Origin of the sequence: Nonomuraea sp. NPDC050783 (assembly GCF_040802095.1) — a bacterium.
Classification (GTDB): domain Bacteria; phylum Actinomycetota; class Actinomycetes; order Streptosporangiales; family Streptosporangiaceae; genus Nonomuraea.
In genome coordinates, this window is sequence record NZ_JBFAHK010000006.1 from 373,666 (window position 1) to 388,301 (window position 14,636).

At 75.5% G+C, this 14,636-nt stretch carries 16 protein-coding genes and 1 pseudogene; 9 read left to right on the plus strand and 8 right to left on the minus strand.

The annotated features are described in order from the left end of the window. Positions 1-45: 45 nt before the first annotated feature. Positions 46-411: a hypothetical protein gene (locus tag AB0H75_RS19235; RefSeq protein ID WP_367797825.1), complete on the minus strand. Its 366-nt coding sequence runs from the start codon at positions 409-411 to the stop codon at positions 46-48. 76 nt (positions 412-487) lie between these two features. Next, positions 488-1,945, minus strand: a complete 1,458-nt coding sequence (locus AB0H75_RS19240) for a DJ-1/PfpI family protein (protein ID WP_367797827.1) — start codon at positions 1,943-1,945, stop codon at positions 488-490. Between the two features lie 208 nt (positions 1,946-2,153). On the opposite strand from AB0H75_RS19240, the pseudogene AB0H75_RS19245 reads away from it, so the two are divergent. After that, positions 2,154-2,246: pseudogene (locus tag AB0H75_RS19245) on the plus strand (hypothetical protein); the annotation flags it as partial. On the opposite strand, the gene AB0H75_RS19250 reads toward AB0H75_RS19245, so the two are convergent. From AB0H75_RS19250 to AB0H75_RS19260, 3 genes are all read right to left on the minus strand, one after another. After that, positions 2,210-3,352 carry a glycosyltransferase family 2 protein gene (locus tag AB0H75_RS19250; RefSeq protein ID WP_367797829.1) on the minus strand — a complete coding sequence of 381 codons (1,143 nt, stop codon included), beginning with the start codon at positions 3,350-3,352 and terminating at the stop codon, positions 2,210-2,212. The pseudogene AB0H75_RS19245 and the gene AB0H75_RS19250 sit on opposite strands and share 37 nt — an antisense overlap. Then, complete coding sequence (locus AB0H75_RS19255; RefSeq protein WP_367797831.1) at positions 3,352-4,095, minus strand: class I SAM-dependent methyltransferase; 744 nt, start codon at positions 4,093-4,095, stop codon at positions 3,352-3,354. Before AB0H75_RS19255 ends, AB0H75_RS19250 begins: the two co-directional genes overlap by 1 nt. 100 nt (positions 4,096-4,195) lie before the next feature. Next, positions 4,196-4,924 carry a thermonuclease family protein gene (locus AB0H75_RS19260; RefSeq protein ID WP_367797833.1) on the minus strand — a complete coding sequence of 243 codons (729 nt, stop codon included), beginning with the start codon at positions 4,922-4,924 and terminating at the stop codon, positions 4,196-4,198. 122 nt (positions 4,925-5,046) lie between these two features. Here AB0H75_RS19260 and AB0H75_RS19265 point away from each other — a divergent pair, with 122 nt between their 5' ends. After that, positions 5,047-5,307: a hypothetical protein gene (locus tag AB0H75_RS19265; protein WP_367797835.1), complete on the plus strand. Its 261-nt coding sequence runs from the start codon at positions 5,047-5,049 to the stop codon at positions 5,305-5,307. Here AB0H75_RS19265 and AB0H75_RS19270 read toward each other — a convergent pair. After that, positions 5,297-6,001 (minus strand): DUF4097 family beta strand repeat-containing protein, encoded by a 705-nt coding sequence (locus tag AB0H75_RS19270; RefSeq protein WP_367797837.1) that lies wholly within the window; start codon positions 5,999-6,001, stop codon positions 5,297-5,299. The genes AB0H75_RS19265 and AB0H75_RS19270 overlap by 11 nt on opposite strands. A 152-nt stretch (positions 6,002-6,153) precedes the next feature. Here AB0H75_RS19270 and AB0H75_RS19275 point away from each other — a divergent pair, with 152 nt between their 5' ends. Continuing rightward, complete coding sequence (locus tag AB0H75_RS19275; protein WP_367797839.1) at positions 6,154-6,975, plus strand: aminotransferase class IV family protein; 822 nt, start codon at positions 6,154-6,156, stop codon at positions 6,973-6,975. A gap of 83 nt (positions 6,976-7,058) precedes the next feature. Next, positions 7,059-7,928, plus strand: a complete 870-nt coding sequence (locus AB0H75_RS19280) for an alpha/beta fold hydrolase (RefSeq protein ID WP_367797841.1) — start codon at positions 7,059-7,061, stop codon at positions 7,926-7,928. A 15-nt stretch (positions 7,929-7,943) separates the two neighbouring features. On the opposite strand, the gene AB0H75_RS19285 is transcribed toward AB0H75_RS19280, so the two are convergent. Then, positions 7,944-8,993, minus strand: coding sequence for a helix-turn-helix domain-containing protein (locus AB0H75_RS19285; protein ID WP_367797843.1), 1,050 nt, complete (start codon positions 8,991-8,993; stop codon positions 7,944-7,946). A gap of 139 nt (positions 8,994-9,132) precedes the next feature. Here AB0H75_RS19285 and AB0H75_RS19290 point away from each other — a divergent pair, with 139 nt between their 5' ends. Genes AB0H75_RS19290 through AB0H75_RS19305 form a run of 4 tightly spaced genes read left to right on the plus strand, consistent with a single transcriptional unit; the run spans position 9,133 to position 13,532 of the window. Next, positions 9,133-9,705: a quercetin 2,3-dioxygenase gene (locus AB0H75_RS19290; RefSeq protein ID WP_367797845.1), complete on the plus strand. Its 573-nt coding sequence runs from the start codon at positions 9,133-9,135 to the stop codon at positions 9,703-9,705. Next, complete coding sequence (locus AB0H75_RS19295) at positions 9,702-10,625, plus strand: alpha/beta hydrolase fold domain-containing protein (RefSeq protein ID WP_367797847.1); 924 nt, start codon at positions 9,702-9,704, stop codon at positions 10,623-10,625. The genes AB0H75_RS19290 and AB0H75_RS19295 overlap by 4 nt, the downstream gene beginning before the upstream one ends. A gap of 36 nt (positions 10,626-10,661) precedes the next feature. Then, entirely contained in the window at positions 10,662-12,893 is a 2,232-nt protein-coding gene (locus AB0H75_RS19300) for a beta-glucosidase (protein WP_367797849.1), read from the plus strand. 39 nt (positions 12,894-12,932) lie between these two features. Beyond that, positions 12,933-13,532, plus strand: coding sequence for a TetR/AcrR family transcriptional regulator (locus tag AB0H75_RS19305; protein ID WP_367797851.1), 600 nt, complete (start codon positions 12,933-12,935; stop codon positions 13,530-13,532). A 19-nt stretch (positions 13,533-13,551) separates the two neighbouring features. Here the strand turns inward: AB0H75_RS19305 and AB0H75_RS19310 are convergent, their stop codons facing one another. Continuing rightward, positions 13,552-13,746, minus strand: coding sequence for a hypothetical protein (locus AB0H75_RS19310; protein ID WP_367797853.1), 195 nt, complete (start codon positions 13,744-13,746; stop codon positions 13,552-13,554). Between the two features lie 112 nt (positions 13,747-13,858). Here AB0H75_RS19310 and AB0H75_RS19315 point away from each other — a divergent pair, with 112 nt between their 5' ends. Continuing rightward, on the plus strand, positions 13,859-14,446 hold the full coding sequence (locus AB0H75_RS19315; RefSeq protein ID WP_367797855.1) for a hypothetical protein: 588 nt from the start codon (positions 13,859-13,861) through the stop codon (positions 14,444-14,446). Positions 14,447-14,636 lie beyond the last annotated feature (190 nt).

Sequence of the window (14,636 nt, forward strand, 5' to 3'; positions counted from 1 at the left end):
TTGCACAGTGCAATAAGGTCATCAGGGACATTTACTGTCGAGTTGCTACGACTTCGTCCGCGCCAGCTCGCTCAGCGCCTGCTCCAGCGTCGCCCGCAGCTCGACCCCGTCCGGTGGCGGCACCGGCTCGGGCCAGCCCACCACGATCAGCAGCCCGCCGGCCTCGCGGGCGTGCCGCCCGGCGCCCGTCACGACGAGCCCGACGTCGGGATCGAGGTCGCCGGCCCTGGTCGCGTCCAGGACCAGGAGCGGGATGCTGCGCCGGACCAGCGCCGTGGCCAGCTCCCGCCGCAGGACGCTCACGCCCGGCCCGCTCAGCGGGCCGACCAGGTCGAGGACGACGGCGGTGCCGCACAACCACTGCCGCACCCGCGAGAGGGCTTTCCCGTCGGCGGTGGGATCGGGTGTCATCTCGTGGTCCTTCGCCAGGCATGCCGCAACGATGCCGACCAGACTTCCCGGCGCACCCGCGGCCTACGCTAGCAGATCATTGCCTGGTGCAAGAGTCTGCTCCGGCCCGGCGGCGCCGCGACCACAATACGCGGCGGGCCGGCGCGGCGGCGGACAGCGCGGCCGCGGCGCCCAGCAGCGCGAGCCCGGCCGGCACCAGCGTCGCCCCCCACGGCCAGGCGCTGCCGCTCAGCCGCACGTCCCGCACCGGGTACTCCAGGGTCTTCGCCGTCCACCGGGCGGTCCGCACGTCATAGGTACGCGCCACGTCCAGCACCACCGCGTCGAACGGGAACCCCTCGCGGGCGTGCAGGTACTCCGGCCGCAACCCCCCGGTGGCCGCCGAGGGCGCGGTGCCCAGCACGTGCCGCCGCGCCGCGTCCAGGCCCGGCACCACCAGCCGGTCCAGGCCGCCCGCCGCGGCCGTGAGGCTCGCCCGCGGCACGAACGTCAGCCCGTGCCGCGACCGGACCGGCCCGTCGCCGACGGCCACCGTCCGCCCGATCATCGACTCCTCGGTGTAGGAGATGAACACCGACGCCAGCTCCAGCTCGCCGACGCCCTCGACCAGCGGCACGCCGATGCGCGACGGCTTCGTCTGGTAGGAGGCGTTGAGCGCGACCACCACGTCCGGCGGCTCCAGCCTGCTGGCGTGCAGCGGCGCGGCGGTGCCGGGGGAGTAGTGGCGCCAGCGCACCCGCTGGGCGGCCAGGCGGGCGGCGTCCTGGCCGGCGAGCCGCTCGACGATCCGCAGGGCGCCGTCGATGCCGGACAGCACGCCCGCCGTGGTGATCACGCCGCCGTCGTCCACGTACCGGTGGCCGGTGACCCAGCCGACCCGCGGGAAGTCCGCGCGCAGGCCGCTCATCCGCCACCAGTGGGAGGTCGCGGGGCGGCCGTCCAGCAGCCCGGTCCCGGCGAGCAGGCGGGCGCCGTTGCAGACGCTGACCGTCACCGCCCCGGCCGCGGACTGCCGGCGCAGCCAGGAGACGAGCCGCGCCGACTCGGCGGGGTCCGGCTGCTGGACGGCGGGGACCACCACGGCGTCCAGGCGGTCGCCGTGCCCGGCCAGCAGCCGGTCCAGCCCGTCGAAGGTGAGGTCGGGCAGCACGTCCAGGCCGCCGGTCAGCGGCGCCGTGCCGGGGCCGGCCGCGACGAGGTAGGCGTTGACCGCACCGCTGCTCTCCAGCACCTCGAACGGGCCGAGCAGGTCGGCCACGTTCGTGCCCGAGCCGCCGAGCAGCAGGGCGACGGTGGGCTTGGCGGGGTCGTGGGCGGCGGGGCGGTCCGACGGCGGGAGCGCCGCCGCCCCGGCCCGCACCGTGTAGAGGTCCTGGAACCTGCCCACCGTGTTGACCGCGGACACCGCGCCCGGCAGCAGCAGCGCGGACAGCACGACGGCCGCGACCTTGCCCCACTTGGCCGCCCGGGCCGTCCGGGCAGGCTGCCGCGGGGACCGGCCGGCCGGTCGTGCTCCGTCGCCTCGTGAGGTCACCGCTGTGCTCCTGACGTCGAATGCCCGTGATGTCGTCGATGTCAGGACGGTAGGGAGCGCGGCCCGGTCAGTGCAGCCGCCGGGCCCGAGGTCGTCCGGATTCCTGGGCGGTGGGTCCGTCCGGCTGGGCCGGGCGGTCGTTTTCGCACGTGCGGGAGGGGCAGGAGGGATCGGTGTGAGCGACGACGGGGTGAACGACGGGGTGACCGTGACGCCGTGCGAGGACGGGCCGCTGCTGGTGAGGGGCGCGTTCGAGCTGCTGACTCAGGACGGCGAGCCGATCGACCCGGGCCGGGCCACGGTGGCGCTGTGCCGGTGCGGGGCCTCCTCCACCAAGCCGTTCTGCGACGGCTCGCACAAGGCGATCGGCTTCCGCGCCGCCAGCGAGCCCGACCCGCCGCCCGGCACCTGACGCCGGGCCTGGCGGCGCAGCCGCCGCAGCGGGTGCGCGGCGACCCTGAGCCTGCGGCCCGCGTACGGGACCCCGCCGCGCAGCGCCGCGGCGACGGCGAGCCAGCTGCACACGGCCCGCTCCAGGATCCACACCGGGGCGAACAGCGGCGTGTCCGGCGGGAACACCCGGCTGCCCCCCGCGCGGCGCCGCCCGGCCTCCGCCAGCGCGACCGCCAGGACGGCCCCGGCGACCGGCGGCCCCGGCCTGCGCCGCAGCAGCGCGGCGGCGAGGGCGGGCAGGACCGCGAGGAAGAGGGCCAGCCGGGCCGGCTGCGCGAGGTCGTCATAAGCCTGGCGGACCCGCTGCGACCAGAAGCGGGACGGATCGGGCGGCAGGCGGCGCACGTACAGGCCGGGTGGGGCCGCCTCGACGCCGCCGTGGGCGCGGACGGTGCGGATCAGCTCCAGGTTCTCGAACAGCACGTCGCCGTCGTAGCCGCCCATCCGCTCGAAGAAGGAGCGGCGGACGCCGAACGTGCCGGGGTAGTCGGCGCCGAGACCGCGGTTCAGCAGGGTGCGGGCGGTGTCCCAGCGGGCGTGCCAGGGGAGCGGGGAGAAGTAGTTCTGCGGCCGTACCAGGTCGGCGCGGGCCAGCAGGCGGCGGACGGCGGCCAGCTCCGCCGGGTCGTAGCGGACGTCGTCGTCGGCGATCACCACGTGCTCGGCCCGGGCCAGCCGCAGGCCGGTGCGCACCCCGGCGACCTTGCCGTTGGCGCAGGCCGGCTCGGGATCGGGCGGCACGTGCGTGACCAGCCCGTGCCAGCGGCGGGCGTGGCGGGCGAACAGGGCGGGCGGGCTGCCGTCCACGACGATGATCCTGGCGTGGCGGGACAGGCGGCGCAGGTACGCGGTCAGCTCGCCCAGGCCCGCGTCGTCGTCCCAGCGCAGCGGCAGGACGTAGTCGAGCCCGTCCGGCATCCCGCGGGGGGCGGGAGGGGTGGTGCGGCGCGGCATCAGACCTCTCCGGGCAGGCGGTAGATGGTCACGTGGGCCCGGCTGTCGTCGGTGAACGGCGCGCCCGTCCAGTCGGCCCAGCGGTGCTCGCGCTCCATCCCCGCCAGCCGGGCCATCAGGTCCAGCTCGGCGGGCCAGGCGTAGCGGTGGTTGGCGGGCAGCAGGCGCAGCCCGTCCCCGGTCATCCTGACCTTGGTCGTGTACATCATCTGCTCGGCGGGCGCCAGCCGGGCGGCCTCGACGGTGACCACGTCGTCCGACAGCGCCAGCAGCCGCAGGTCGGTGCGGTCGCTGCGGAACGCCGCCGGGTCCGGCACCCAGGTCTCCACCACGAACCGGCCGCCGGGCCGCAGGTGCGCGGCCGCGTTCACGAAGCAGTCGATCTGGGCCTCCTGCGAGGGCAGCGCGAAGATCGTGTTGAAGGCGAGGACGACCAGCGCGAAGCTCCCCTCGACCCGGGCCGAGGCGAAGTCCCCGACCGCGACCGGGACGCGGTCGCCGCCGGGTTTGGCGCGCAGGGCCGCCACCATGTCCGGCGAGCCGTCCACGCCCGCCACGGTGAGGCCGCGCGCGGCCAGCGGCAGCGCCAGCCGTCCGGTGCCGATGCCGAACTCCAGCACCGGGCCGCCGCCCGCCAGCCGGTGCAGCTGCTCGACGGCGGCGTCGGTGGGCAGGTCGTGCACCGTTTCGTCGTAGATGTCGGCGATGCTTCTGCCGTATGCGGATGCGTCGAATTCTGGCACCGGCCATCCCCCCGTTCCCGGCCCTTGTCGCGATACCCGGTGCCCTGGGAGAAAACGCCCAAACGGCGCCGGCCCGGGAGCTTCCGGGCCGGCGCGCCGGTCAGCGCTCGCACACGACGCCGTCGCCGTCGCGGTCCTGGTACCAGGCGTACTCGGGGTCCTGGCCGCGGACGTAGGGGCCGAGGCCGTGGGCGTTGGCCTCGGCGCAGGTCCGGTAACGCGGATCGGTCCCGCCCCCGCCCCCGCCCCCGTTGCCGTTGCCGTTGCCGTTGCCGTTCCCGGCCGGCGTCCTGGACCTGGACGGGGTCGGCGTCGGGGTGGGCTGGGGCCGGCCGCCGCCGTCGCACGCGCCCGACCAGATGCGCAGCCGCTGCTTCCTGGCCTTGGCCTGCTCGGCGCGCATGAGCGCGATGTAACGGTCGTTGGGCTTGTACAGCACGGCCCTGGCGTAGCCGTAGCGGACCAGGTTGCGGTTGACGTGCACGCCCTTGGCGTTCCACACGTAATACAACCACCGCCCGTAACGGTCGCGGGGCTCCCGGTCGGCCAGCAGGTAGGCGGTCCTGCCCCGCGGAAGCAGCGCCGCGGTACGCGCGCCGGCCGCGCCGGACCAGCACTGGCCGCGCTCGGGGGTGTCCACCTCCAGCAGCCGGACCCGGTAACGCTTGCCCGCGCGCAGCACGTCGATGGTGTCCCCGTCCACGATCTTGACGACCTTGGCGGCGACGGCACCCTCCGGCACCCCGGCCGGGGCGGCGAAGGCCGGCGCGGCGGCGAGCGCCGGGACGAGCAGGGCGGCGGTGGCGGTGGCGGCCATACGAGCGGTCACATGCATGGTGTGACTCCTGGGACGGTTGATAACGACGGGAACTAGGACGCACCATCAACATTCCGGGTGTACCACTCCATTACCGCCATCCGGGCCCCCGCTACGAGCTGGTCCACCCCCCGGTGGCCGTCCAGGAGCGCCTGCCCGGGAACGCCGCGCGTGCCCCCACGCCACGCGTCGTCCAGGGAACGGCGGAGATCAACCGGCGGTGCCGGGGCCTGCTGGCGGACGTCCTCGCCCCCGAGGGGGACGTCGCGCTGGTCTGCTGGGCGCATCTGAGCCTGCGCCTGGTGGACTGGGCGATCCGGCACCTCGCGGCGTCCGACGTGGCCGCCTGGCTGGGCGTCGTGGCGCGGCTCGCCCCCCGGGGCGTCAGGGGGTGACGACCTCCAGGTCGCCCGAGTCGCTGGAGACGTCGATCGTGCGCGCCGCCGACGCGCTGGTGGCGGCCGTGACCTTCTTCTCGCCGGAGTCGGTCTCGGCCACCACCTTGTACGGCCCCGCCGGCACCCGGACCACGGTCCTGCCCGAGTCGTTCTTGGCCGTCACCTGGTGCGGCTGCCCGGTGAAGGCCAGGGTGACGTCCCCCGAGTCGGACGCCGCCGAGACCCGGTCGCCGGCCAGCCCGCCGGCCTGGATCGCGCCGGAGTCGGTGCGGGCGCTCACCTCGCCGGACAGGCCCGTGAGCGTGATGTCCCCGGAGTCGGTGCTCGCCTCGACCCGCAGCCCCCGGGGGACCTCCACCCGGTAGCTCACCTCGCACTCGGTCCCGACGGCCCCGATCCCGAACGTCACCGGGCACCGGAACCCCAGGTCCAGCGTGCCGTTCCGCACGTCGTGGCGGGTCTCCGGCTTGTTCTTGTGCCAGACCAGCCGCTCGGTCACGCGTACGGCCCGCCGGTCGGACTCCACGAGCTCGACGGCGCCGGAGTCGGCCTCCACCCGCAGCGCCGTCACCTCGCCGGGCACCTCGTACGAGGAGGTCGCCTTGCTGGCCGCACCCCCGGCACCGCATCCCGTCGCCACCGCGGCCAGCCCCAGCACACCTGCGATCACGGTCATCGTCTTCATGGTCATGACGCTCGATTCTGGTTCAACGGGGCCATCAGGACATCACTGACCTTAGGGAGGGAGCATCCGGCCCGGCATTGCCGCCGCCACCCACATGCGGGGTGGGGCCAGCCCTACCCCCTCGCCCGCCGGCCGCCGGTGGCCCTTAAAGTGATCGGATGACCGGAAGGAGCCTCCCCGTCATGCCGACCGCCACGCCGGCCGTCTGGGCCGCGCACCTCAACGGCCGCCCGGCCACCGCCGCCGACCTCGCGCCGCTCGCCTTCGCCGGGTACGCCCACTTCACCGCCATGCAGGTCCGCGACCGCCGGGTCCGGGGCCTCGACCTCCACCTGGAACGGCTGCGGAACGCCTGCGCCGAGCTGTTCGGCCTGCCCCTGTCCGTCGACCGGGTGCGGGCGTTCCTGCGGGCGGCGATCGAGGACGGCCCGGCCGACCTGTCGCTGACCGCCACGCTGTGGCCCGGCGCGCGTCCCGACGAGCCGGAGGTGCTGATCCGCACCGGGCCGCCCGCCGCCGTCCCCGAGGGCCCGCTGGCGCTCGCCGCCGTCGAGCACGAGCGTTTCCTCCCGGCCGTCAAGCAGACCGGCGAGGCCGCCAAGATCTACCACCGGCGCCGCGCCTCCGAGGCGGGCTTCGACGACGCCGCCTTCGTCGACCGCCGGGGCCGGCTGAGCGAGGCCACCATCTGGAACCTCGCCTTCTGGGACGGCTCCGCCGTGGTGTGGCCGGTGGCCGGCCGGCTGGAGGGCGTCACCACGGCGATCCTGCGCCGCAGGCTCGCCGCGCTCGACGTCCCCCAGCACGACCGCGAGGTCACCCTCGCCGATCTGGCCGGGCTGTCCGGGGCCGTGGTCATGAACTCCTGGACGCCCGCCGTGCCCGTCCGCCGCATCGGCGAAGCCGAGCTTCCCGGGGCCCCGGAGTTCGTGGCGTTGCTGCACCGGGCGTACCAGGACGAGCCGCCCGTCAGCCCGTGACGGGCGGCGATGAGTTTTCGTCGCCGTCGGGGTCCATACTGCGTAACGACGTGAATGACGTGAACGGCGTGAAGGAGTGGACGATGCGAGAGTTCAAGACCCACACCCTTGAAGTGCCCGGCGCGGTCCTGCACTACGAGGTGCGCGAGGGGGAGGGCGGCGCGGACCGGCCCGTGCTGCTGCTGGTCGGCTCGCCGATGGGCGCCGTCGGGTTCGTCGCCCTGGCGGAGCGGCTGCCCGAGCGCACGATCGTCACCTACGACCCGCGCGGGGTCGGCGAAAGCCGCAAGACCGGCGAGCCCGGCCCGTCCACGCCCGAGCAGCACGCCGACGACCTGCACCGGCTGATCGACGCGCTCGGCGGCGGGCCGGTCGACGTCTTCGGCAGCAGCGGCGGCGCGGTCAACGCCCTGGTGCTGGTGGCCCGGCACCCCGGGCAGGTGCGCACGCTCGTCGCGCACGAGCCGCCCGCCGCCCAGGTCCTGCCGGACCGCGAGCAGGCGCTGGCCGCCATCGCCGCGATCCGCGACACCTACGAGCGTGACGGGTTCGGGCCGGCGATGGCGCGGTTCATCGCGATCACCGGCCTGCGGGGCGAGATCCCGGCGGGCCTCGCCGAGCAGCCGGCCCCCGATCCGGCCACGTTCGGGCTGCCGGCGCAGGACGACGGCTCCCGCGACGACGCGCTGCTCGGCCAGAACCTCATCAGCTGCACCCACCACGAGCACGACTTCGCGGCGCTGCGGGCCGCGCCGACCCGGATCGTGGTCGGCGTCGGGGCCGAGTCGGAGGGGGAGATGGCCCACCGGGCGGGCGTGGCGGTCGCCGGGCGGCTCGGCGTCGAGCCGGTCGTCTTCCCGAGCAACCACGGCGGGTTCCTGGACGACACGTTCGGCATGCCGGGCGACCCCGACGGCTTCGCGGTGCGGCTGCGCGAGGTCCTGGAGGGCTGAGCCGGCCCCGGACGATCAGGAGGCGGCGGCGCCGGGGACGGCCGAACCGGGAGCGGCCGGGTCCGGGGCGCTGGGATCAGGAACGGCCGGGCCGGGAGCGGCCGGGCCGGGAGCGGCCGGGCCGGGAGCGGCCGGGCCGGGAGCGGTCGGGCCGGGAACGACCGGGCCGGGGACGGTCGGGTCAGGGGCGGTGCCGCGGGTGACCGCGCGGAACGTGGCCGGCGTCATGCCGGTGCGCCGCCGGAAGAACGCCCCGAACGCCGTCGCGTGCGCGAACCCCACCCTCTCGCCCACCGCCGACGCCGCCAGGTCGGTGTGCACCAGCAGCCGCTTGGCCTCCAGCAGCACGCGGTCGTCGACGAACCGCTTGGCCCCGCGCCCGGCCGCCGCGTGGGCGGCCCGGGTGAGGGTGCGCACGCTGTAGCCCAGCCGCGCCGCGTAGTCGGCCACCTTGTGGGTGCGGGCGAAGTCCCGCTCCACCGCCTCCTGGAAGCGGCGGAACGCCTCGCTGTCGCCGTCCTCGCCGCCCGGCCCGCCGCGCAGGTGGGCCAGGCGCAGCAGCAGGACGGCCAGCAGATGCCGCATGACGTCGATGTGCGCCTCCAGCGGCAGGTCGGCCAGCCGGGCGTACTCGCCGCGCAGCAGCTCCAGCACCTGCTCCACGGCGACGCGCTGCTCGCCCGCCGGGGTCGGCGGCTGCCGGCCCGCACCGGTCGCCGCCACCGCGGCCGGGCCGGGGAAGCCCGCGGCGAACAGGATCACGGTGCCCTCGGCGCCCGACAGGTCCTCCAGGAACTGGCAGACCTGCCCCGGCCGGATCCACAGCCAGCTCCCCGGCCCCGCCTCGTGCGGCGTCCAGTCGGCCGCGCAGCGGACCGTGCCCGCGCGCACGGCGACCAGCTCGTGGAAGCCGATCCGCCACGGCCGGTAGGGATCGGCGCCCTGGGCGCGCAGGCGCGCGACGAGCCGCGGGAGGTCCAGCACCTCGACGCCGGGCGGGGCGCCGGGGGCGGGCCGGTAGGGCAGCTCCGGGACGTTCGCCGGGCGGTGTCCGTTTTTCTTCATGATATGTCGCCAGTGTACGACTTTCCCGGCTTGGCCTGGAGTTAGCGTGTGACGTGGCGGAAGCGTCCTGACCGAAAAGCGCGGGGTAACGTCGTCGTACCGCCTGACCAGCCCTTTTCCCGGATTCCCGGAGGTCCACGTGACGATCGAGTACGCCACCCGGTACCGTGCCCGCTCCCGCATCCCCGCCGAGCCGGGCGTGCCGTACTTCGTCGACAAGGGCATGGGCGACCGCGCCCACCTGTTCGGCGACCTGTTCACCGTCTACGCCGGCGGCGAGCAGACCGAGAACACCTTCAACTTCTTCACCTGCCAGGGCCCCAAGGGCGAGACCATCCCCGCCCACGCCCACCCCGGCACCTACGAGGTCTTCTTCGTCACGCAGGGCGCGGTGCGGGTGTTCGTCGAGGACCTGCGCGGCGAGCAGCAGGAGAGGCTGCTGACCTCGGGCGACTTCGGCTTCGTGCCGAAGGGCTGCCCGCACGCCTACCGCATCGAACGCCACGACAGCATGATCGTCGGCGTGGCGGCCGGTCCCGGCGGCACGTTCGAGCGCTTCTTCGAGTCCCTCGGCGCGCCCACCGACGAGCTCACCCTGCCGCGCGAGCCGGTCGTGCCGGAGGGGAGCAGGTTCGCCACCGTCCCCCAGCGCTACGACGTGCGCTTCCTGCCCGGCCACCAGTGGCGGACCGGCGAGGGGGCCGCCCGATGACGCCGTCCGGCTTCCCGGCCGACCTGCTCGCGCCCCCGGACCCGATCGCGCTGCCGCTGCCGCCGCCCGCCTACCCGGAGGGCCCCGACGTGCGGGTGCTGCGCGGCGCCGTGTACGCCCTCCGCGACGGCACCCGCCCGCTGGAGCTCGACCTGTGGCTGCCGCCGGAGGGCGGGCCGGAGCCCGCGCCGCTCGTGGTGCTCCTGCACGGCGGCGGATGGCGCAAGGGCATGCGCGGCGACCTGGGACCGCGCCTGCGCGGCGGGCGGCCGGGCCCGCCCGCCCGCCTGGCCCGGGCCGGTCTGGCCGTGGCCTGCCCGGCCTACCGGCTGTCCGGCGAGGCCGTCCACCCCGCCCAGCTCGACGATGTCACCGCCGCGCTGGCCTGGCTGCGCGCCCGCGCGCCCGAGCTGGGCGTGGACCCGGGCCGCACGGTGCTGTGGGGCGAGTCGGCCGGCGGTCACCTGGCCGCGCTGGCCGCGCTCACGGTGCCCGGCACGCGCGGCTGCGTCACCTGGTATGCCCCCACCGACCTGGCCGCGCTCGCCGCCGACCACGCGCCGGGCCGCTACGACCCGGCGGACCCGGGCACGTTCGAGGCCCTGATGCTCGGCGCCCCGCCGGCCGAGGCCCCGGAGCGGGCCCGCGCGGCCAGCCCGGTGGCGCACGTGACCCCGTCGGCGCCGCCGTTCCTCATCATGCACGGCACCGCCGACACCCGCGTCCCCGCCGCCCAGGGCAGGCGGCTGGCCGAGGCGCTGCGCGCCGCCGGGGTCCGGGCGGACCTGCGTCCGGTGGAGGGCGCCGACCACCTGTGGGCGGGCATCGCCGACGAGGCCGTGGAGGAGTGCTTCACCACCTCCCTCGCCTTCGTCCAGGAGGTCGTCGCGCTCTGGACGCGCCCGCCCGGCCTCCTCTAACTTACTAAGTACTTAGTAAGTTAGAGGAGGAGTCCCGTGACCAGCGCATCCCCCGACGCCTTCAGCCGCGCGGTCGACTCCGTCCGCGCGGGCGGCGACCCCTTCGAGGCGGCCCGCGGCCTGTACGCCCTGCTCACCGAGGACGAGCGCCTCGGCCTCCTGGACGGCGACCTCCCGTTCTGGGAGGGGATGACCGAGATGACCACCGAGGGCTACAACCACCGCCCGTACCCGCACGGCGCGGTGGACCGCCTCGGCATCCCCGGCATCCGGTTCGTGGACGGCCCGCGCGGCTGCGTGGCGGGCAACGGCACCGCCTTCCCGGTGTCGATGGCCCGCGGCGCCACCTGGGACCTCGACCTGGAGGAACGGGTCGGCGACGTCATCGGCCGGGAGATCCGGGCCCAGGGCGGCAACTTCTTCGGCGGCGTCTGCGTCAACCTGCCCCGCCATCCGGCGTGGGGCCGCATCCAGGAGACCTACGGCGACGAGCCGTACCATCTGGGCGAGTTCGGCGCGGCGCTGACCCGCGGCGCGCAGCGGCACGTGATGGCCTGCGTCAAGCACTTCGCGCTCAACTCGATGGAGAACGCCCGCTTCTCCGTGGACGTCCGGGTGAGCGAGGACGTCCTGCACGACATCTACCTGCCGCACTTCAAGCGCGTCATCGACGAGGGCGTCGCGGCGGTGATGAGCGCCTACAACTCGGTCAACGGCGAGTGGGCGGGCCAGAACCGCCACCTGCTCACCGGGGTGCTGCGCGAGCAGTGGGGCTGGGACGGCATCACCGTCTCCGACTTCATCTGGGGCCTGCGCGACGCGGCCGCCTCCCTGAACGCCGGCCTGGACCTGGAGGAGCCGTTCGCCCAGCAGCGCGCCGCCTGGCTGCGCGACGCGCTCGCCAAGGGCGAGACCTCCTGGGAGGCGGCCGAGCGCTCGGGCGTGCGGCTGCTGGCCGCCCAGCTCCGCTCCTACGCCGGGCGCTCCGCCGGCGAGCCGGGCCCCGAGGTCATGGCCGCCGCCGGATCGCGGGCGCTGGCCCGCGCGGTCGCCGCCCGCGGCATGGTCCTGCTCAGGAACGAGCCCGTCGAGGGCGCTCCCGTGCTCCCGCTCGACCCGGCGCGGATCACCTCGATCGCGCTGGTCGGCCGGCTGGCCACCGCGCCGAACATGGGCGACCTCGGATCCTCCGCCGTCCGCCCGCCGGCGCACGCCACCCCGCTGGACGGCCTCACCGCCGCCTTCCCCGGCGCGGAGATCACCCTGGTCACCGCCGACGACCCGGCCGAGGCCGCCGCCGCGGCGGCCGGCGCGCAGGTCGCAATCGTCGTCGCCGGGTACGACCACCGCGACGAGGGCGAGTACGTCGACATGAGCGCGATGACCACCCCGGAGCTGCTGGCCCTGCTGCCTCCGAGCCCGGACGATGCGGGCGACCCGGGCGGCGCGGGCGGCACGGGCGACCCGGGCGGCCCGGGCGGCTCGGGCGGCTCGGGCGGCGCGGCCGGAGCGTGGCTCGCGAGCGCCACGGACGAGGGTGCGGGCGCCGTGATGACCGCCGGCTACGGCGGCGACCGCGCGTCGCTGACGCTGCGCCCCGTGGACGAGGAGATCATCCGCGCGGTCGCCGCCGCCAACCCGCGCACCGTGGTCGCGATCGTCGCCGGCGGCGCGGTGATCACCGAGGCGTGGCGGCACGAGACCCCCGCGATCGTCATGATGTGGTACGCGGGCATGGAGGGCGGCCACGCCCTGGCCGACGTGCTCACCGGCGCCCAGAACCCGGCCGGCCGGCTGCCGTTCTCCATCCCCGTCTCCGCCGGCCACCTGCCCTTCTACGACCGCGACGCGACCGGCATCGACTACGGCCGCCTGCACGGCCAGCGCCTGCTGGACGACCTCGGCGTCGCCCCCGCCTACCCGCACGGCTTCGGCCTGTCCTACACCTCCTACGCCGTCGAGGAGGCGGCTTTCGCCGACGGCGCCGTCACCGCGCGGGTGGCCAACACCGGCGGCCGGGCGGGCCGCCACGTGGTCCAGGTGTACGGGCGCCGCGCGGCGGGCGGCGAGCGGTTCCTCGTCGGCTTCGCCGGGGTGGAGGTCGAGCCGGGCACGGCGGCGGCGGTGCGCGTGCCGGTGTCGTTCCTGCCGCTCGCCCGCTGGGACGCCGCCCGCGGGCACCGCGTCCGTGAGGCGGGGGAGATCGTGCTTGAAGTAGGCTCGCACGCGGGCGATCCGCAGGCGCTCGTCCTGCGCGTCCGGCCCTGACCCCGCCCCGCGGAGCCGACCCTGGAGAGCCCTCGCAGCATGCCGAGCGAACCGACCGCCCCGCAGCAGCGCATGCGCTCGGCCGAGCGCCGCCGCCAGATCCTCGACGCCGCGATCGAGATCGTGGGGCGGCGCGGCTACTACGGCTTCAGCGTCCAGGAGGTCGCCGCGCGCTGCGGGCTGACCGTGGCCGGCGTGCTCCACCACGTGGGCACCAAGGACCAGCTCCTGCTCGCCCTGCTGGACGAGCGCGACCGGCGCGACGCCGAGGCCGTGCCCGGCCTGCTCGCATCCGAGGAGGGGGAGCGGCCGGGCCTGGCCCGGCTGCGCGCGCTGGTCGCCCGCAACAGCACCCAGCCGGAGCTGGTGCGCCTGTACTCGATGCTGCGCACCGAGTCGCTGTACGAGGAGCATCCGGCCCACGGCTACTTCCTGGCGCGCGAGCGACGGGTGCTGGCGCTGTTCGCCCGCTGCGTGGCGGGGGAGGTGGGCGAGGAGGAGGCCGGGCCGGTCGCCCGGCAGCTCCTCGCGCTCATGGGCGGCCTGGAGGAGCAGTGGCTGCGCTCGGGCCGCTCGTTCGACCTGGTGGAGCAGTGGGACCTCGCGGTGGCCCGGCTCCTGCCCGCCGCCGGACGGTGACCGCGCCCCGCCGGGGCGGTCACTCCTTGCCGGGGCGGACCCGGACGCCGCGCTCGTGCGTCAGCGCGATCTGCCGGTCGATGACCTCGGCCCGGTCCTGCTCGGTCTTCAGATCCTTGATCCAGTTGTCCCACTGGGCGGTCGAGCGGAAGGCGTCCCACCGGACGGCCGGCCCGGCCGGCCGGTCTCCGGCTCCGGCACGTCGATCGCGCACGTGGCGGCGAAGTCCTCGGACCGAAGAAGCGAGAAAGGGTGGGGCTTGTCGCCCGGGTTCTCTATCGTGGGCCTGGTTTGACCATGTTCCCCCCTTCAAAGGAGACCTTCGCGTGAACAAGCTTCGCGCCCCGCGAACCGGCCTCATCGCCGCCGTCGCGCTGACCGGCGCCCTGGTGGCGGCCACCCCGGCGAGCGCCCAGACGGCCGGCGCGCAGACGGTGAGCACCCAGACGGTGAGCACCCAGACCGCGAGCACCCAGACGGCGAGCGCGCAGGCCGCGCCGCAGTCGGCGCTCGCCGCCCGCCCGCGCAACGGCGCCATCCTCTACGACCGCATCAGCGGCGGCCGCGGCGTCCTCAAGATCAGGAACGGCCTGTCCCGTGACGGCGTCGTCATCCTGGTCCGGGGCAGGACCAAGGCCATCAGCATCTACGTCCGCGCCGGGTCCACCGCCAGCATCAAGGACGTGCGCGACGGCACCTACCGGATCTACTTCACCACCGGCACCCGCTACAGCACCTCCCGGCACCGCTTCACCCGCAACGCCACCTACCAGCGCTTCGACGACCGGCTGCGCTACTCCACTGTGCGCACCTCGACGCAGATCCGCTTCAAGATCTACACCCTGACCCTCAACCCGGTCCGGGGCGGCAACGCCCGCACCAGCGGCGTCAACCCCAAGGACTTCCCGAGCTGATCTCACGCTCGCCGTTCCCGCCGCCCGACCGGGCGGGGACAGCCGGGACCCCGGCGGCATCCGGGCGCGGGCCGACGCGCCCGGCGGCCCGCCGGTGACACGCCCGGCCCCGCGACGGCCGGACCCCTGACGTTCCCCGGAGGTCACGGGCCATATGCTCGCGCCTGGGTGCGGCGTTCCGGCCGCGCCG